The organism is Burkholderia cepacia (genome assembly GCF_001039005.1).
Taxonomy (GTDB): domain Bacteria; phylum Pseudomonadota; class Gammaproteobacteria; order Burkholderiales; family Burkholderiaceae; genus Burkholderia; species Burkholderia theae.
Genome location: NZ_LDWR01000018.1, coordinates 179813 through 198418, shown reverse-complemented (window position 1 = coordinate 198418; position 18606 = coordinate 179813). Strand labels below are relative to the sequence as shown.

Below are 18606 nucleotides of genomic sequence, written 5' to 3'. Positions count from 1 at the left end.
CCGGCCGGACCTTCCCGGCCAGGTCAGAAGTTCACGCGGATCCCGGCCATCACCGCCAGTTGCCGGCTCGAATTGCTGTTCGCGAGCACCGGGATCTGCGCGTAGTTCACCGCGTTGCCGTTCGCGTCGGTGCCGAGCCCCGTCCCGCTCGCGATCTGGCCGATCGCGACCGCGTACAGCGCCGTGCGCTTCGACAGGCTGTAGTTCGTGCCGACGTTCACCTGGTGGAAACGCGTCGTGCCGCGCCCGTCGGTATGCGCGGCGTTGAAGATGTACGCGACGCCGCCCTGCAGCGCGGGCGTGAACATGTACGTGACGTTCAGCTCGCCGATATCGAACGTGAACGCCTGTGTGCGCGGCTGCGCGGTGGTCGAGAAATAGCGGCTGTCGCCGAGGCGCGTATGCGTGTAGGTGAGCGCGACGGTCGCCGCGCCGAGCGTCAGCGAGCCGCCCGCGCCGAACGCGCGCATCGAGCCGGCGTCCTGCAGCAGGCAGTACATCGCGCCCGGGTTGCTGCACGCGAAATCGCCGATATAGCCGCTCGCGCCGCCGAGCGCCGCGTCGAGCGGCTGGTGCAGGTCGAGATAACCGACCGAGAACGCCACCGGCGCGCGCGTGTACGTCGCGGCCACCGAATAACCGCGCTTCGCGGAAAAGTCGCCGGCCTGCCCGCCGAAGCTGAACGTGCCGCCGAACGTGAGGCCGTTGAAATCGGCGCTCGTGAACTTCACCGCGTTGTTGAAGTTGAACGCGGCATTCAGGTTGTCGACGTCGCCGAGATGCGAGCCATACGGCGTCGCCCAGTTGTTGCTCGACACATACGCGCCGAGCATGTCCGTGTACGAATCGTACTGGCGGCCGAGGCCGAGCGTGCCGATCGTGTCCTTGCGCAGCCCGACCCACGCCTGCCGGCTGAACGCGGTGCCGCCCTGCAGCGCCTGCCCGTTCGCGGACAGGAACTGCTGCTCGAGGTTGAACACCGCGTCGAGCCCGCCGCCAAGCGGCTCGGCGCCCTGGAACCCGAAGCGGGACGGCACGAGGTTGCCGCCGCCCATCTGCCACGCATGGCCGCCGCCCGTGCTGCCGTCGGCGCGCGTGAACTGCTGGTTCGTCGAGTAAATGATGCCGGTGTCCACCGTGCCGTACAGCGTCACGCCGCCCGAAGTCTGTGCGTGTGCGTGCATGCAACCCAGCGTGGCCGCGGCTGCGGCCAGTCGTCGTCCGATCTTCATGTCCCGCCCTTTGTGATTATCGATTCGCAGTGCAAACCGATGGTGTTGTCGATATGGGTGACAGGACTCTATCCAGCGAAAATTCAGGACCTCTATCGCAAATCGGCAAACGGTGGAGTGCGCGCCCCGCGACGCGGCCCGACGGCTGCGTCGCGGGGCGCGTGCGTCATGCGGGACGCGTCGTCTGGGAAGGCAGCTCGCCGAACAGGTCGCGATACTCGCGCGCGAAATAGCCGAGATGCGTGAACCCCCAGCTCGCGGCGGCCTCGCCGACGCCGAGCTGCTGCACGGAGGTCGTGCGCAGCATGCGCCGCACCGCGTTCAGCCGGATCGTGCGCAGATAACCGACGGGCGTGACGTCGGCGACACGCTGGAAGCTCGTTTGCAGCGTGCGGCGGCTGCAGCGCAGCGCGCGGCACAGTTCGAGCACCGTGACGGGTTCTTCGGGCCGGTCGCGCAGATGCTTCTCGCAGCGGCTCACGATGTCGCTGTAGGTGGCGTGCGTGATGTCGCGGCGCTCGACGCCGATGCCCTGTTCGAGCGCATCGAGAAACATGCCGAGCATCGCGTCGCGGAACATCTTGCGGGTGGCCGCGTATTCGAGGTGACCGGGGTTGCGCTGCGCATCGTCGATCAGCGCCGACAGCCGCACACCGAGCGCGACGCCCTGCGCATCGGACAGCCGCGTCACGTGCCGCAGCTTGCGCGCGCCGGCCGTGCCGAATTCGGCCTCGCACAGCTCGTCGACCATGTCGGACGCCGCGCTGATCCCGACGAGCCCCATCCCTTCCGGCGTGTGGAACTCGAAATCCTCGCCGGCGCGCAGCGCGAGCAGCGCATAACCGTCGACCGGCTGGCCCTGGAAGGTGCCGGCGAGCGGCACGGACAGCGGCACCGCGAGCGATGTGCGCCCGGCCGGCGCGAGCCCGGTTTGCGCGACGCGCCGGTTGGTCGTTTCGCGGAAGAAGTGGAAATCGTCGTACAGCACCTGCGTGACCGTGCCCTTGAAGCGGCCCGGCGTCATCTGGCGGTAGACCTGATGCCAGCCCGCGATCGCGAGCCCGTGATCGTGCACGTCTTCGTGTGAGCGAGACTGGAACAACATCGGCGCCTCCGGTGAAACCCTGATTCCTGGATGCGACCGACGCGTTCGCCGGGCCGCAACGCCACAGCTTACCCGCGCAAAAACCTGTGCAGTGCGGTTTCGAACGCAAGACAGGCCGCCGACAGCGCGGCGGCCTGCTCGCCGGTCAGGCGGACATAACGGCGAAACGACGGCATCCGGTTCACGATCTCGCTGCCGCCGAACGGCACGATCGCGAGTGTCCAGCGGCCGTCGCGCGCGTCGATCGCGCAGTCGGTCAGGTGCAGCGGCCGCAGCGCGTCGGCCAGCGACGGCTCGGCGACCAGCGCCGCCACCGTGTCGAGGAATCCGGGGTCACATCCGGGCACAAGCACCGCGTCGATGCCCGTGCTGCGCAGCCAGCCGGTCTGCCGCATGCGGGCGCTGCCCTGCGCGGCCGGGCCGCTGGCGGTCGCCGTCACCATCACGCTGACCGTATGCATCAGGAACTGGCGCTCGACGCGCTCCTCGACGCTCACGCGCACGCCGTTCGGCAGCCGCGCCGTCGGGCTGCCGACACCGTCGGCATCGCGCGCGGCGTGCAGATCGGCGAGCACGCGCGCGGCGATCGCGCCGGGCCGATGGCCGGGCGGCGGCGCATCGGGCGCCGCGCGCCACCGGGCGAGCGCGGCCTTCACGACGCGACGTGCTCGTTGCGCAGCACTTCCTCGACCGGCACCGGCTTGAACGGATGCCGGCGCTGCACGACCAGCGTCCAGAACAGCGCGTACAGCGCGGTGAGCCCGAGCATCGCGCCGAACGGCACGTAGATGTCGCGCGCGTTCATGCCGGGCGGCGTGATGTACCAGATCGCGAGCACGATGCCGACGCTCGACACGATCTGCGGCAGCGGGAACAGCGGCGAACGGTACGGGCGCGGCAGGTCCGGGCGGCGGATGCGCAGCATCACGACCGACGCGGTGACGAGCAGGTACGCGGTGCCCCACGCGCACGTCGCGGCGAGCACGAGGTGCAGGATGCTGTCGAGATTGCCGTTGATCAGCCACGCGTGAAAGATCGGCACGATCGCCGCCGCGACGATGCCGACCACGGGCGTCTTGAAGCGCGGATGCAGGTACGCGAAGCAGCGCGGCAGCGCGCCGTCGATCGCCATCCCGTACAGGATGCGCGGCAGCCCGGCCATCAGCGTGTTGATCGTCGCGGCGCCGGCGAACAGGAACGCGACGCCGAACCAGATGCGGCCGAACGGGCCGAGCACCTGCAGCGCGAACGCGGGAATCGCGCCCGGCGTGTCGAGCAGGTGCGTGAGGCCATCGGGGCTCACGGGCACGTTCGCGACCTGGCGGCGGATCGCCGCGCCGTACAGGAACATGCAGATCGCGACACCGACGAGGCCAATCGTCATCGCGCGCGGAATCGTGCGGCCCGGCGACTTCATTTCCGGCGCGAGCGGCGTGACGAACTCGCAGCCGACGAACATGAACATCGCCATCCCGACCAGCGACAGCACGGCCGGCACCGACGTGCCGACTTCCGAGCCGCCGAACCAGCCATCGAGATGCACGGCCGGCGCGGCCACGAGCCCGAGGATCCCGAAGATCATCAGCGACAGCCACATGCCGGCCGTCAGCACGATCTCGAGCTTGCTGAACACCTTGATGCCGATGATGTTGGTGATCGCGAACGTGACCACGAGGCCGACGCCGACGAGCCACGAGCTGTTGTGCTTCTCGAATGCGGCGTTCAGCGATTCGAAATTGACGAGCGCCATGATGCCGCTCAGGATCGTTTCCGCCGTGCCGGCGAACACGTGCACGAGGAAATACGCGGAGATCGTGCCGGTGATCGCCCAGAAGCGGCCCAGCCCGCACGACAGGTAATCGTAAACCGAGCCGGCCGTCGGCAGCATCGCGGCGGCTTCGGAGAACGTGGTGGCCTGCGCCTGCATCATCACGAATGCGATGATCATCGCGACCGCGAACGCCCAGCCGCCCATCCCGAAGCCCGACGTCGCGGTGAGGATCACCGGGCTTGCCATGATGAGGCCGACGGCGCTCGCCAGCGCGGTCGGAAAGCCGACCGCGCCCGCCTTCAGCGCCGTGCCGCCGCCCGCTTCGGCCGGCGAGCCGGCGGGCGTGTCGCCCGCGGCGCCGGTAACTCCTGACCATCCCGACATCTTTGTCTCCTTCCTTTGTTGACCCGAACCCGCGCTTCGTCGCCCGGGCTTCCTGTCGATCAAAACGCGATCCGATGTCGAAAAAATACGCAGGCAAAATAATCCGGTCATAGCGCAAATCGGCAAACCCGCGACGGCGGTCACGCCGCCCGCCACAGGCCTGCCGGCACGCGGTCGCGCCGTCAGGCGAACGGCACGGCCTTGAAGCCTGCCGCGAGCGCATCGACGATCCGATCGAGCTGCTCGCGCTGGATCACGAGCGGCGGCGACAGGATGATCTTCGTGCCGACCGGGCGCACCATCACGCCGTTCTCCCGCGCGACTTCCGCCACCGCGTTCGCATAACCGGACAGCGGGTCGATCGGCTCACGCGTCGCCTTGTTCGCGACGAGGTCGAGCGCGAGCATCAGCCCCTTGCCGCGCACCTCGCCAACCGCCGCGAAGCGTTCCGCGAACGGCTGCAGCGCTTCGAGCAGATACGCGCCCTGCTTCGCCGCATTCGCCGGCAAGTCTTCCTTCACGACGATGTCGAGGCTCGCGATCGCGGCCGCGCACGCAACCGGGTGGCCCGCATACGTGTAACCGTGCATGATCGCGCCGCCGAAGTCCGCGTTCGCGGCGAATGCGTCCTCGATCCGCGCGTTCACGACCGTCGCGCCGAGCGGCACGTAGCCCGACGAGATCCCCTTCGCGAGACACATGATGTCGGGGCGCACGCCCCAGCCGCGGCTGCCAAACATGCTTCCGCTGCGGCCGAAGCCCGTCACGACTTCGTCGGCGATCAGCAGCACGCCGTAGCGGTCGCACACCTCGCGCACCAGCGGCCAGTAGTTGGCCGGCGGCACGATCACGCCGCCCGCGCCCTGGATCGGCTCCGCGATAAACGCGGCGACCGTATCGGGGCTCTGGAACTGGATCTCGCGCTCGAGCATTTCCGCGCAGATCCGGCCGAGTTCCTCCGGATCCTGCGTGAACGGGTTGCGGTACAGCCACGGTGTCTCGACGTGGAAGCAGCCGGGCAGGTTCGGCTCGTAGTTGCGGCGGAACACCGTGTTGCCGTTCACCGACGCGCCGCCGAAGTGCGTGCCGTGATAACCCTGCTTCAGCGAGATGAACTTCGTGCGATCGGCCTGGCCGCGCACCTTCCAGTACTGGCGCGCGATCTTCAGCGCGGTCTCGATCGAATCGGAGCCGCCCGAGCTGTACAGCACCCGGCGCATCCCTTCCGGTTCGAGCAGGTCGATCACCTTCTTCGACAGCTCTTCCGCGCGCGGATGCGAGATCCCGTCGAACAGCTGGAAGTATTCGAGCTCGTCGAGCTGGCGCACGATCGCGTCCTTCACTTCCTGGCGGTTGTGGCCGACGTTCACGTTCCACAGGCCCGCGACGCCGTCGACCAGCTTGCGGCCCTCTTCGTCGAACACGTAGCAGCCGTCGCCGCGCACGATGCGGATCGGCTTGCGCTGCTTCATTTCATTCGGATGCACCATCGGATGCCAGAATTTCGCTTCGTTGTAGCTCATTGCAGTCTCCACTGTCGGATCGTTTGAACGTGGGTCGTTCGGGTTCGAGGTTCGCGCCGCGCGTCAGTGCGCGATGCAGACGGATTTGGTTTCGGTGAAGCCTTCGATCGCGTACTGGCCGAATTCGCGGCCGATGCCCGATTGCTTGTAGCCGCCGAACGGCATCGACGGGTCGAGCGGGATATGGCAGTTCACCCACACGGTGCCGGCCTCGATCTGCGGCACGAGGTTCATCACGCGCTTCAGGTCGTTGCTCCAGATGCTCGCGGCGAGGCCGTACGGCGACGCGTTCGCGAGGCGCACCGCGTCGGCCGCATCGTCGAACGGCACGACGACGATCACCGGGCCGAACACCTCGTCGCGCACGATCGCGCTGTCCGGATGCGGATCGGCGATCACGGCCGGCTTCACGAAATAACCGGGCAGGTCGTCGGCCGGCGTGCCGCCCGCGAGGAACGTGAGGCCCGCGCGGCGCGCGCCTTCGATGTGCTGAATAACCTTGTCGCGATGGTGCGCGGAGACGAGCGGGTTGATCTGCGCGGTCGTGTCGAGACCCGCGCCGAGTTTCATCGACTGCGCGACGCCCGCGAGGCCGTCCGTAAGCTGTGCGTACTTGCTGCGGTGCACATAGATGCGCGACGCGGCCGCGCACACCTGCCCCTGGTTGAAGAACGCGCCGGCGGCGACGCCGTCGAGCGCCTGCGCGACGTCGATGTCGTCGAGCATCACGATCGGGTTCTTGCCACCGAGTTCCAGCGAGAAGCGCGTCATGTTCTGCACGGCCGCCGCGCCGACCAGCTTGCCGGTCGCGGTCGACCCCGTGAACGAGATCTTCGCGATCGACGGGTGGCTCGCGAGCGCGGCGCCGCAGGTGCGGCCGCCGGTGACGACGTTGAACACGCCGGGCGGCACGCCCGCTTCGCGCGCGAGTTCGGCGAGGCGCAGCGCGGTGAGCGGCGTTTCCGGCGACGGCTTCAGCACGATCGTGCAGCCGGCCGCGAGCGCGGGAATCAGCTTCCACACCGCGATCATCAGCGGGAAATTCCACGGCACGATCGCAGCGACCACGCCGACGGGCTCCTTGCGCGTATAGGCCGTATAGCGTGCGCCGGGCGGGAACGGGATCGACACGTCGAGCGTCTGGCCGGTGATCTTGGTCGCCCAGCCGGCCATGTAGCGCACGTATTCGACGCTCGCGCCGACCTCGATCGCGCGCGACACGTGGATCGACTTGCCCTGGTTCAGCGTTTCGAGCTGCGCGAGTGTTTCGGTGTCGGCCTCGATCAGGTCGGCGAGTTTCAGCAGGATGCGTTCGCGGTCGGCCGGACGCAGCCCGCTCCACACGCGGGCGTCGAACGCGCGCTTCGCGCTGGCGACCGCGCGGTCGACGTCGTGCTCGTCGGCGTCCGCGACCGTCGCAAGCCGCTCGCCCGTCGCGGGGTCGTACACGTCGAGTCGCGCGGCCGCGTGCGCGGGCTGCATGTCACCGTCGATGAAGAGGCCGAAATCGCGCGCAACGAAGGTGCGCACGGTGTCGCTGACGGCGACGAAGTTCGTGTTGCTCATGGGCGTCTCGGTATTGTCGTGGCTGGACCGCGTATGCGTGGGCACGCGGGCGTCGTTCCACTGTATCGACGGGGGAGCGCGCTCGGTGAGCGCAAATTGGCAGCGCGTGGGAGGCGCCTGCAGTCGCAAACAACAGACCGCGTCACCGGAAACGGAAGGTGTTACAGGAACAACGCCCCGACCATTTCGGTGCGGTTCGACACGCCGAGCTTGCGGTACATGCGCATCAGGTGCGTCTTGATGGTCGGCTGGCCAAGCGCGAGATCGCGCGCGATCTCCTTGTTCGAGCGGCCGTCTCGCACGAGGCGCGCGATCTGCTCCTCGCGGTAGGTCAGCCGCTCTTCACAGCCGATCCGGTGGATTCCGCGCCGCGCGCGCAGCAGCGGGCTCAGCGCGGCTTCGGCGACCGGCTGCAGCCGCGCGAGCGCGTCGATCTCGCCGGGCGCGAATCGCCCTGCCGTGCTGTTCGCGGCCACGCCGCCGCCCGCTTCGCCCGTGCCGAAGCGCAGCAGCGAGAATGCGCCGACCGTCCGGCCCGCGTCGCGCAGCCAGATCTCGACGACGTCGGCCACGTCGTGCCGCCGCAGGAAGCGGGTCCAGTACGCGGACGCCTCGCGTCTTTCGTCAGGCAATTGGGAAGCGAGCGTGACGACCGCACGCTCGCCCGCCGCGCAGCGCGACGGATGCAGTGGATCGAGCATCCGGTAGCGCGCGACATAGGTGCGATGCATCGATTCCGGCATCCCGAACAGCTCGAAATCGGCCGGTTCGCCGCTCTGGTCGAGCCGGTAGAACACGATCGCGGACGGGCTCGCGAACGCGTCGAACGCTTCCACGCACGCACGCAACGCGCGTTGCCAGTCGGCGGCGTTCTGGTCGGCGGGAACGGAGGGGGTCGGCATGGTGGAATCGGCTGGCGGACGAACGCATCGAAGTTCGGGCCAGCCTACCGGCGCCGAAAAGCGCCGGTGAGCACAAATCGGCAAATCGTCCCGGTGTGGCGGTGTGGCGGTGTGGCGGTGTGGCGGTGTGGCGGTGTGGCCGGTGTGGCCGGTGTGGCCGGTGTGGCCGGAACGACGCGGGCGCGGCGATGCGCGCCCGCTCTGTCAGCGCGCGTTCGCGGCGAACGTGTCGCAGGCGCTGACCTCGCCCGACTCCATCCCGCGCCGCAGCCAGTACACGCGCTGGTCGCTGGTGCCGTGCGTGAAACTTTCCGGCACGACGTAGCCCTGCCCTTGCTGCTGCAGGCGATCGTCGCCGATCGCGGCCGCCGCTTTCAGCCCCTGCTCGAAATCGCCGGGTTCCATCAGCCGCTGGTTCGCGTGCTGCGCGTTGTTCGCCCACACGCCGGCGAAGCAGTCGGCCTGCAGTTCCATCCGCACCGACAGCGCGTTCGAGCGCGCCTGGCTCGAACGCCGGCGCGCGGCGTCGACCTTGTCGGAAATGCCGAGCAGGTTCTGCACGTGATGGCCGACTTCGTGCGCGATCACGTAAGCCTGCGCGAAATCGCCGCCCGCGCCGAAACGCTTGCGCAGTTCGTCGTAGAAGCCGAGATCGATATACACCTTGCGGTCGGCCGGACAATAGAACGGCCCCATCGCCGTCTGGCCCGTGCCGCAGGCGGTCCGCGTCGAGTTCGTGAACATCACGAGCTTCGGCGGCTCGTACTGCGCATGCAGCTGGGTGTTGAACACGCCCGTCCACGTGCGCTCGATATTGCCGAGCACCTTGCGCGTGAACACCGAGCCCGGATCGTTCGCAGGCGCGCCCTGGCGCTGCGTCGGCGCGGGCTGCGCCTGCTGCTGGTGGCCCTGCAGCGCCGATGCGCCTTGGAGCACCACGCGCGGGTCGATCCCGAAGAAATACGACGCGGCCAGCGCGACCACGATCGTGCCGATGCCGATCGTCGCGCCGCGCCCGCCGCCGAAACCGCCGGCACCGCGGCGATCCTCGACGTTCATGCTTTCTCTTTCGTCGTCCAGCCTCATGACCGGCCCTCCCTGTTCTTGTCGATGGTCCGGTCGCGCCAGCGCGCAACCGGGCGATCCGCCGTGGCCACACGATCCACCGGCAGACGCGATGTCTGCGCATCGGGCGCACGCTCGCGCCGATCTCGCCGGCCTGCCGCTCCGCTCGCACGACGGAATCGGCCGGCCAACGTGCCGCGTGTCGATGCGCGGGCACGCCCGCGCTATTGTGCCGGGCTTTCGTGACTTATCCCAAAAATGTGGAGGATAGAGCGATTCGGTGCCGGACATCGTCAGCCTTTGCAAAATGGGCCGCGACCGCTCCGGCTAGCTGGACGCCGTCCGCGTTCATCCTTTCGGCTGATACCGGCACTCGCCGGTGCCGCCTAAAGTGACCGGCAACGCCACCTTTCCGGAGAACGACATGACGCACCCGCAACCCCGCACGATCGCGATCACCGGCGCGGGCACCGGCATCGGCGCCGCGTGCGCGCGCCGCTTCGCCAGCCGCGGCGACCGCGTCGTGCTGATCGGGCGCCGCCAGGCGCCGCTCGACGCGCTGGCCGCCGAGACAGGCGGCCTCGCGCTGGCCGGCGACGCCGCGAGCACGGCCGACTGGGCCGGCTTCCTGCCGCGGATCGCCGAGCGTTTCGGCCGCGTCGACGCGCTCGTCGCGTGCGCGGGCGGTCACGGCGTCGGCCGCGCGGACGAAACCGACGACGCGCAGTGGCGCAACGCGATGCATGCGAACCTCGACACCGCGTTCGTCAGCGCGCGCGCATGCCTGCCCGACCTGATCGCGCAGCGCGGCAGCATCGTGCTGGTCGCGTCGATCGCCGCGCTCGCGGCCGGGCCCGGTGTGTGCGGCTACACGGTCGGCAAGCACGCGCTGCTCGGGCTCGCGCGGTCGCTCGCGCGCGACTACGGGCCGCACGGCGTGCGGGCGAACGCCGTCTGCCCGGGCTGGGTCCGCACGCCGATGGCCGACGCGGAAATGGAACCGCTGATGGCCGCGCACGGCGACACGCTCGACGGCGCGTATGCACGCGTCAGCGCCGACGTGCCGCTGCGGCGCGCGGCCGATCCGGACGAAATCGCAGCCGTCTGCGCGTTCCTCGCATCGCCCGACGCGTCGTTCGTGACCGGCGCGACGCTCGTCGCCGACGGCGGCGCGATGGTCGTCGACGTGCCGACGCTCGCGTTCGACACGCTTTGATGCCGCTGAACGCGCCGCCCACGCCTTCGCTGCCGCCGAAATCCATTAACATCGACCCGATCCGCCGCTTGCGCGGCACCGCCTCACATTCGGGACTCGATGAACATCCGGTTTCTTGAAACCTTCGTCTGGCTCGCGAAGCTGGAAAACTTCCGGCTCACGGCCGAAAAACTGCATACGACGCAGGCCGCCGTGTCGAGCCGCATCGCGTCGCTCGAGGAAGCGTTCGACGTGCGCCTGTTCGACCGCAACACGCGCTCGGCCACGCTCACGCCCGCCGGCCGGCGCATGCTGGCCTACGCGGAGCGGATCGTGCGGCTCGACGGCGAAATGCGCCGCGATATCGATGCGGCGAGCGACGCGGGCCTGATCCGGATCGGCGTGATCGAATCGATCGTGCACAGCTGGTTTCCGGCGCTGATGGCGCAACTGCGCGAACGCTATCCGCGCCTCGACGTCGAGATCACGAGCGACACGACGCTGCACCTGATCCGCCTGCTCAGCACCGACGGCGTCGACCTGATCCTGCAGACCGACCCGGTGCCGGGCCCCGACTTCACGAACCTGCCACTGTGCGAATTCCCGGTGCACTGGGCGGCAAGCCCGCGCCTCGGGCTCGGCGGCCAGCCGCTCGACGTCGCACGCCTGGCTGAATATCCGATCATCAGCTTCTCGCGCCACTCGGGGCCGCACGCGACGATCGAGCGGCTGTTCGCGGCCGTCGAGCGGCCGGCCAGCATCAACTGCATCACGTCGGTCGCCGCGATGATCCGCCTCGTCGCCGACGGCTTCGGCGTGGCCGCGCTGCCGCCCGCGATCATCGGGCGCGAACTGCACGAAGGCGCGCTCGAACTGCTCGACGTCGAGCCCGAATTCCCCGCGCTGCCGCTCGTCGCGACCTACCGCTCGCAGGGCCTGCCCGTCGCCGCACGCATCGCGGAACTCGCCAGCGAAGTCGCGCGCGCGACGTCGGCCGCCGCGAACCTGGTGAAACCGGCCGCACCTACCAGGCCGGATGCCGTCGACACATCGCCCGCCCGTACGTCGGCAAAGACAACGACGAAAGCCAAAGCGAAGCGCACGACAAAAACCGCGCCGCCCGCCGCCGCCCCTGCCGCGAAACGCCGCCCGCGCCGCTCATAAGAAAACCTGTTCACCGCGAATTTGTTTTCTTGTTGGACGGGCGCGGCCCGTCTTCGGGAAACTGCGGTTCCTGACACCCCCCCGTCACGAGGAACCCCGCGATGACCCGCCTTTCCCTTCCGCACGGCCAGCTTTGCGTCTGGACGGATATCGACCCCGCGCACGAAGCCGACTTCAACGCGTGGTGCGACCGCGAGCACATGCAGGAACGTGTCGCGATTCCCGGCTTCACGCACGCCCGGCGCTTTCGCGCGACCGATCGCGGCCCGCGCAAGTACCTCGCGCTGTACGTGACCGACGCGCTCGACGTGTTCCGTAGCAACGCATACCAGCGCGCGTTCACGCAGCAGACCGCCTGGTCGCTCGCGAACTTCGAACGCATGACGGGCACGCAACGACGCGTCGGTGAACTGACGATCGAAGCCGGCGACGGCGAAGGCGCGCATCTCGCGCTGTTCGTGCTGCCGCCGGATCGTATCGACGTGCCGCAGCTGCGCGAACGCTTCGACGTCGCGCTGAACGAGCCGGGCATCCACGCCGCGCGGCTCTTCTGCACCGCACCCGAGCTGTCCGCGCCGATCGGCGCCGATGCGGCCGCCCGCCCGGCCGCCGATGCACTCGTGCTGATCGAAGGCAGCGACGCGGCCACGACGCGCCGCGTGGCTGCCGCGCTTGCCGGACACGACGACGTGCGCACCTTCGACCTGCTGTGGCGCGCCGCCGCGCCGCTGCCGGTGGCGCACCGCGGCAGCGAAGCCGAGCCGGCCACCGCCGCCGCACTGCCTGCCTGAACGCACGAACGCACGAACGCAAACGCCGACATCGGCTGCGCCGCATTCTCCATGTGGCCGACGCGTCGGCCCCGCGCTTCATCCCGCCATCCGTCACGACATGCCCGAACCCATGAGCACTCTCGCCCAGCCCGCCGCCCACGCGCCCCGCCGCGTCCGCAACAGCCGACTCGCGACCGCGAGCATGATCGGCACGTCGCTCGAGTGGTACGACTTCACGATCTACAACACGCTCGCCGCGCTCGTCTTCAACCACCTGTTCTTCCCATCGGTCGATCCACTGGCCGGCACGATCCTCGCGTTCTCGACCTATGCGGTCGGCTACGTGTCGCGCCCGCTCGGCGGCTTCGTGTTCGGCAATCTCGGCGACCGCATCGGCCGCCGCGCGGTGCTGATGCTCACGCTCGTGCTGATGGGCGTGACGACCGCGCTGATGGGTGCGCTGCCGACCTATGCGCAGGCCGGCATCCTGAGCCCGATCCTGCTCGTCGCACTGCGCTTCGTGCAGGGCGTCGCGCTCGGCGGCGAATGGGCCGGCGCGGTGCTGCTGTCGGTCGAGCACGGCGACCAGAAGCGGCGCGGGCTGTCCGCGTCGTGGACGCAGATCGGCCCGTCGTTCGGCACGCTGCTCGGCACCGGCTGCATCGCGCTCGTGACGCTGTCGACCACGACCGAGAACTTCCTGTCGTGGGGCTGGCGCGTGCCGTTCGCGGCCAGCGCGCTGCTCGTCGTGTTCGGCTTCTGGCTGCGGCGCGGCGTCGACGAAACGCCGCAGTTCGAACAGCTCGCCGAATCGCACGCAACCGCCGAAGTGCCCGTCGCCGACGTGCTGAAGTTCCACTGGCGACGCCTGCTGATCGCGGGCGGCTCGCGGATCGGCTCGGACGTGCTGTACGCGCTGATCGTCGTGTTCACGCTGACCTACGTGACGACCGTGCTGCACCTGTCGCGCCCCGTCGCGCTGACGGCCGTGATGATCGGCACGGCCTGCAACGCGCTCGCGGTGCCGTTCTTCGGCGCGCTGTCGGACCGTTTCGGCCGCCGCCCCGTGTATCTCGCGGGCGCGATCGCCGGCATCGTCTGGGCGTTCGCGTTCTTCGCGCTGCTCGATTCGGCGCGGCCCGTCGCGATCGTCGCGGCCGTCGCGATCGGCCTCGTGATCCATGCGGTGATGTACGGCCCGCAGGGTGCGTTCGTCACCGAGCAGTTTCCGACGCGGGTGCGCTATGCGGGTTCGTCGCTGGCCTACACGCTCGCCGGCATCGTCGGCGGCGGCTTCGCACCGCTCGTGATCGCCACGCTGTTCCGGCAGACGGGCTCGACGACGGCCGTGTCGCTGTACGTCACCGCCGCGCTCGTCGTCACGTCGATCGCGCTCCTCGTCGCACGCGAGACCGCGCACCGGCCGCTCGCCGATTGAGCGTCGCCGCATTCCAGTTCATGCCTTTGCACTTCAAACGGATACCCGCATGCAAGCCCTGTCGTTCAATGTGATTTCCCGGCAAGACGCGCCGGCCGCCGTCGACGTCGAGATCGAGCGTGTCGTGATCGCCGGCTGGGCCGGCCGCGATCCGGAAGCGATCCGCGCGCATATCGACGAACTCGCGGCACTCGGCGTCGCGCCGCCGTCGACCACACCGTGCTTCTATCGCGTATCGGCCGCGCTGCTCACGCAGGCGCCGTCGATCGGCGTGCTCGGCGCACGCTCGGGCGGCGAGATTGAATGCGTGCTGGTCGACAGCGCGGTCGGCACGCTGGTCACGGTTGGCTCCGATCATACGGATCGCGAAGTCGAGGCGTACGGCGTGGCCGTGTCGAAGCAGGTGTGCGCGAAGCCGCTCGGGCGCGATGCGTGGCGATATGCCGACGTCGCCGATCACTGGGATGCGATCGAGATGCGCTCGTGGCTGATTTCGCGCGACGGCGAACGGAAGGCGTACCAGCACGGCGCGGTCAGCGGCCTGCTGGCGCCGGAAGCACTGTGGCAGCGCTTCGACGACCGCCGCACGATACCCGCGCGCTGCGCGATGTACGGCGGCACCGTCGCCGTGCATGGCGCGATCGCGGCGATGGGCGACGGCGCTGCGTTCGAGATGGAACTGCACGATCCGGTGCTCGGGCGCAGCCTGCTGCACCGGTATGCGGTCGAGGTGTTGCCGGTTGTGGCGTGACGGACAGCGGGAAACCGCACGGGACGCGGGCGCGGCGGCTTGCAGTCGTCGCGCCTGTTCCTACCTGTACGACTCAAAGCAGTGGTAGTCCGGGAAGTTGAACTGCGAGTTGTCGCAGTACAGCACACCTGCCAGGTTGGTACATCCATTCAATGTGAACATGATTGCTCCCGCAACCGACATTTTCCATCCGGAATACCACATCGCTCCCCCGTTTTCGCATTATCGGTGCTGACCGACATGATGCGCATCGGACACGCGTGGGTATGTGGAGAATTGTCGTCCCGGAGTTCTTCAATTCGCGATGACGCTTTCCCGTGCCCAGGCGTAGCCGTGGCACGGGCCCTGGCTCACTTCAGACACCCCAGCCCCGCCAGCGTCGTCTCCACCGCCGTATCGAGCGGCGTCAACGGCTCACGGCCGAGCACCGCGGTCACGCGCGCGTTGTCCATCCGGAGCGGCTCGCGCCACAGGTAGCGCATCTCCAGCATCTCGCGCAGCGTCGTGACGAACGGCGCCGCGGCCCACACGACCCACCACGGGAATTTGCGCACGGCCGGCCGCATCCCGTGCCGCTGCGCGACGCGACTGATGGCCGCGGCCATCTGCGTGCCGTCCGCATCCCAATGCCCGCCGAGATGGAAACGCGCAAACGGTTCCAGCGTGTCGCGCCGCTCGATCAGCTCGACCATCGTGCGCGCGACGTCCGGCAAGTACGACCACTGATGGCCGACACCCGGCCGCCCCGGCACGCTGATGGTCAACACGGGCCGCCCCGCCTTGATCAACCCCTGCGCGAACCAGTTGTTACCGGCTCGCACCCCGAAGAAATCGCCCGCGCGCACGATGATCGTCCGGACGCCCTGCGCGGTCGCTTCCTGCAGCCGCCGCTCCAGTTCGACACGGATCGCGCCCTTGCGGGTCGTCGGATGCTGCGGCGCATCTTCGCGCAGCACCGGAAACGCGTCGGCGCCGTAGTTGTAGACCGTGCCGGGCAGCACGACGGTCGCCTGCGCCACCGTCGCCGCCGCGATCGTGTTGTCGATCATCGGCAGCACCTGCGTCGGCCAGTTCCGGTAGCCGGGCGGGTTCACCGCGTGCACGATCACGCTGCAGCCGCGCGCGGCCCGCACGACCGCCTCGCGATCCAGCGCGTCGCCGCGCATCCATGTGATGCCGTCGCGCTCCACCACCTCGGCGTCGAGCCCGCGCTTGAGCGCGCGCACCTGCCAGCCGGCATCGCGCAGCTGCCGCGCGACTTCCCCGCCAATCCCGCCGCTCGCGCCGAGCACGAGTGCCTGTCGTTGTGTCCCGCCTGCGTTCGTCGTCATAACCGTGCTCCTTGAATGAATCGTCGTGAGATGCATTCTGGCGTGCGGCCGACTAATAAGGAATTGCTTAACCTGGCAGATCAGCTATACATTTATATATGACCACCGATCTGAACTGGGAGCGTTACCGAACCTTTCTCGCGGTGCTGACGGAAGGCTCGTTGTCCGGCGCGGCGCGGGCGCTCGGCATTACCCAGCCGACGGCCGGCCGCCACGTCGCCGCGCTCGAAGCCGCGTTCGGCCAGACGCTGTTCACGCGCTCGCCGTCGGGCCTGCTGCCGACCGAAACGGCGCTCGCGCTGCGCGGCCATGCGGAGGCACTGCGCAGCGCGGCAGCCGCGTTCGAACGCGCGGCCGCGAGCCACGGCGCCGGCGTGCGCGGCATCGTGCGGATCTCGGCCAGCGACGTGATCGCCGTCGAGGTGCTGCCACCGCTGCTCGCGCAGTTGCGGCGCGACCATCCAGGGCTCGTCATCGAACTGGTGCCGACCGACCGCATCCAGGACGTGCTGAACCGCGAGGCCGACATCGCGGTCCGGATGGCGCCGCCCGCGCAGGACGCGCTCGTCGCGCGGCGCGTCGGCGACATCGAAGTCGGGCTGTTTGCGCGCGACGACTACGTGGCCCGCAACGGTACGCCCGCGACGATCGACGAACTCGCGCATCATGCGCTGATCGGCTTCGATACGGTCACGCCGTTCATCCGCTCGGCGGGGCGCGGCATGCCGCTGTGGAAGCGCGATGCATTCGCGCTGCGCACCGACAGCAACCTCGCGCAGCTCGCGATGATCCGCGCCGGCTACGGGATCGGCTTCTGTCAGACGGGACTCGCGAAACGCGACGCGCGGCTGGTGCGCGTGCTGCCGGACGGGCCCGCGATGAAGCTGGAAACCTGGGTCGTGATGCACGAGAACCTGCGGACCAGCCCGCGCTGCCGGGCCGTGTTCGATGCGCTGGCGGACGGGTTGCGCGCGTATGCGGAGGGGACGGCCGAATAGGAAGACGAAGCGGCCATGCCGGCCGCCGCGCATGTCTACGAAAGATAGACACGAGCCCCGCGCGTCAATCCCCCTGACGCGCAACTCGTCGCTACTCGTAGATTTTCCCCGCGAACAGGATGTCCGCGATACGCCGCCACGGATTGTCGGGCACGTCGTAGAAGCGCAGTCCTTCCTCCGACGCCTCGGCCCAGTCGATCATCGCCTCCAGGTACTCGCCGATCGAGCGGTTTTCCCAGCCGAGCGCCGCGCGCGCATACGGTGACGGCGGCAGGTCGGCTTCGAGCTGCCGCTCCGTGTTCCAGTCATGGCCGAGCACGCGCAGGAAATGGATCAGCGAGCGCTCGTCGACCACGCGCTCCAGTGCGTCCTGCAGCCGTTCGGCCATCTGGCTTTTCAGTTCGTCGTCCATGCTTGTCGTCCCTTGGCGCGCCTCTCGAATACGCACCGCCGCGTGTTGCGCGGCACGGTTTTACATCAGCAGCTGCCGCGACAGCACCTCGCGCGCCTGCGTGACCGACTCGCGCTCGCCCGGCATCGGCGGCGTCAGCGAAAACACCGCGTCGGGCAGCGGCGGCAGCCGGTATTTCGCGCCGAGCCGCATCAGGCCGTCGCCGATCGCCGATGCGCACAGGCAGCCGACGCCCAGCCCCGCCGCGAGCATCGACTGCAGCCCCGCGACACCCGACGCGCTGTGCACGAGCACGTACGGCGTGTGCTGCTCGTCGAGCGAGCGCACCGCGACCTGATGCATCATGCAGTCGTCCGGCAGCAGCACCAGCGGCAGCGGCTCGGGCAACTGCTCGGCGAGCGCCGGCGACGTGACCCACGACAGCGGCTCGCGCCGCAGCACCCAGCGCGTATCGGCCGATGCCGGCCGGAACGGCCCGCTCGACATGTTCATCACGACGCCGAGATCGATCTGCCCCCGCGCGTGCGCCGCTTCGATGTCCACGCTCTTCATCGCGCTCACGTGCAGGCTCAGCTGCGGATAGCACTCCCGCAGCCGCGCCAGCATGCCCGCGACTTCATTCGTGCGGTAGTAATCGGTGATCGCGACGCGCAGCTCGCCCTTGATCGCCTGCCCGCGCAGTTCGTCGAACGCGGCCTCATTCAGCGCGACGATGCGCCGTGCGTGCTGCAGTAGCCGCGTGCCGGCCGGCGTCGGCTCGACGCCGCGCTTGCTGCGCACGAACAGCGGCACGCCGGCGCGCGATTCGAGCTTGCGCACCTGCTCGCTGACCGTCGACTGCGACAGGTGTAGCAGCGGCGCCGCAGCCGTCAGGCTGCCGGCGTCCGCGACCGCCGCGAAAGTACGCAACTGGTCCAGGTCGAAACCGCGCATCGCCGTTCTCCATCCATCGATTAACCCGATGGATGCTACCACTCTTTCCCGCTTTTCCGAATC

Annotated in this window: 17 protein-coding genes; 6 read left to right on the top strand and 11 right to left on the bottom strand. The window is 68.9% G+C overall.

Features of this window, described 5'->3' with window-relative positions:
* Positions 1-23: 23 nt before the first annotated feature.
* The 8 genes from VL15_RS11895 to VL15_RS11860 all read right to left on the bottom strand — a co-directional run bounded on the left by VL15_RS11895 (position 24) and on the right by VL15_RS11860 (position 9569).
* A complete protein-coding gene (locus tag VL15_RS11895; protein ID WP_048245682.1) occupies positions 24-1232 on the bottom strand; it encodes a porin in 1209 nt (402 codons plus the stop codon).
* Positions 1233-1398: 166 nt separating this feature from the next.
* Positions 1399-2337, bottom strand: coding sequence for a helix-turn-helix domain-containing protein (locus VL15_RS11890; protein WP_048245681.1), 939 nt, complete (start codon positions 2335-2337; stop codon positions 1399-1401).
* A gap of 68 nt (positions 2338-2405) precedes the next feature.
* Positions 2406-2993, bottom strand: a complete 588-nt coding sequence (locus VL15_RS11885) for a DUF3156 family protein (protein WP_048245680.1) — start codon at positions 2991-2993, stop codon at positions 2406-2408.
* Positions 2990-4492, bottom strand: coding sequence for an APC family permease (locus VL15_RS11880; protein ID WP_048245679.1), 1503 nt, complete (start codon positions 4490-4492; stop codon positions 2990-2992). Before VL15_RS11880 ends, VL15_RS11885 begins: the two co-directional genes overlap by 4 nt.
* A 182-nt stretch (positions 4493-4674) precedes the next feature.
* Positions 4675-6015, bottom strand: coding sequence for an aspartate aminotransferase family protein (locus VL15_RS11875; protein WP_048245678.1), 1341 nt, complete (start codon positions 6013-6015; stop codon positions 4675-4677).
* 63 nt (positions 6016-6078) lie between these two features.
* On the bottom strand, positions 6079-7581 hold the full coding sequence (locus VL15_RS11870; RefSeq protein WP_048245676.1) for an aldehyde dehydrogenase family protein: 1503 nt from the start codon (positions 7579-7581) through the stop codon (positions 6079-6081).
* A gap of 161 nt (positions 7582-7742) precedes the next feature.
* The gene (locus VL15_RS11865) at positions 7743-8483 is read right to left on the bottom strand and encodes a helix-turn-helix transcriptional regulator (protein ID WP_048245675.1); all 741 of its coding nucleotides are present in this window, start codon (positions 8481-8483) and stop codon (positions 7743-7745) included.
* 204 nt (positions 8484-8687) lie between these two features.
* Complete coding sequence (locus VL15_RS11860) at positions 8688-9569, bottom strand: neutral zinc metallopeptidase (protein WP_048245674.1); 882 nt, start codon at positions 9567-9569, stop codon at positions 8688-8690.
* Between the two features lie 403 nt (positions 9570-9972).
* On the opposite strand from VL15_RS11860, the gene VL15_RS11855 reads away from it, so the two are divergent.
* From VL15_RS11855 to VL15_RS11835, 5 genes are all read left to right on the top strand, one after another.
* The gene (locus VL15_RS11855) at positions 9973-10764 is read left to right on the top strand and encodes an SDR family NAD(P)-dependent oxidoreductase (protein ID WP_048245673.1); all 792 of its coding nucleotides are present in this window, start codon (positions 9973-9975) and stop codon (positions 10762-10764) included.
* A 99-nt stretch (positions 10765-10863) separates the two neighbouring features.
* The gene (locus VL15_RS11850; protein WP_048245672.1) at positions 10864-11907 is read left to right on the top strand and encodes a LysR family transcriptional regulator; all 1044 of its coding nucleotides are present in this window, start codon (positions 10864-10866) and stop codon (positions 11905-11907) included.
* 101 nt (positions 11908-12008) lie between these two features.
* Positions 12009-12698 carry a DUF4286 family protein gene (locus tag VL15_RS11845; RefSeq protein WP_048245671.1) on the top strand — a complete coding sequence of 230 codons (690 nt, stop codon included), beginning with the start codon at positions 12009-12011 and terminating at the stop codon, positions 12696-12698.
* A gap of 100 nt (positions 12699-12798) precedes the next feature.
* On the top strand, positions 12799-14118 hold the full coding sequence (locus tag VL15_RS11840; protein WP_048245670.1) for an MFS transporter: 1320 nt from the start codon (positions 12799-12801) through the stop codon (positions 14116-14118).
* Positions 14119-14167: 49 nt separating this feature from the next.
* On the top strand, positions 14168-14869 hold the full coding sequence (locus VL15_RS11835; RefSeq protein WP_048245668.1) for a DUF2848 domain-containing protein: 702 nt from the start codon (positions 14168-14170) through the stop codon (positions 14867-14869).
* A gap of 350 nt (positions 14870-15219) precedes the next feature.
* On the opposite strand, the gene VL15_RS11830 is transcribed toward VL15_RS11835, so the two are convergent.
* Positions 15220-16200, bottom strand: coding sequence for an NAD-dependent epimerase/dehydratase family protein (locus VL15_RS11830; protein ID WP_048245667.1), 981 nt, complete (start codon positions 16198-16200; stop codon positions 15220-15222).
* Between the two features lie 98 nt (positions 16201-16298).
* Between VL15_RS11830 and VL15_RS11825 the strand changes: the two genes are divergently transcribed.
* Positions 16299-17198, top strand: coding sequence for a LysR family transcriptional regulator (locus VL15_RS11825; RefSeq protein WP_048245666.1), 900 nt, complete (start codon positions 16299-16301; stop codon positions 17196-17198).
* 91 nt (positions 17199-17289) lie between these two features.
* Here VL15_RS11825 and VL15_RS11820 read toward each other — a convergent pair whose 3' ends face one another.
* Together VL15_RS11820 and VL15_RS11815 are read right to left on the bottom strand one after the other, a co-directional pair.
* The gene (locus tag VL15_RS11820; protein WP_048245665.1) at positions 17290-17610 is read right to left on the bottom strand and encodes a DUF7660 family protein; all 321 of its coding nucleotides are present in this window, start codon (positions 17608-17610) and stop codon (positions 17290-17292) included.
* Positions 17611-17670: 60 nt separating this feature from the next.
* Positions 17671-18543, bottom strand: a complete 873-nt coding sequence (locus VL15_RS11815) for a LysR family transcriptional regulator (RefSeq protein ID WP_048245664.1) — start codon at positions 18541-18543, stop codon at positions 17671-17673.
* Positions 18544-18606: the final 63 nt, after the last annotated feature.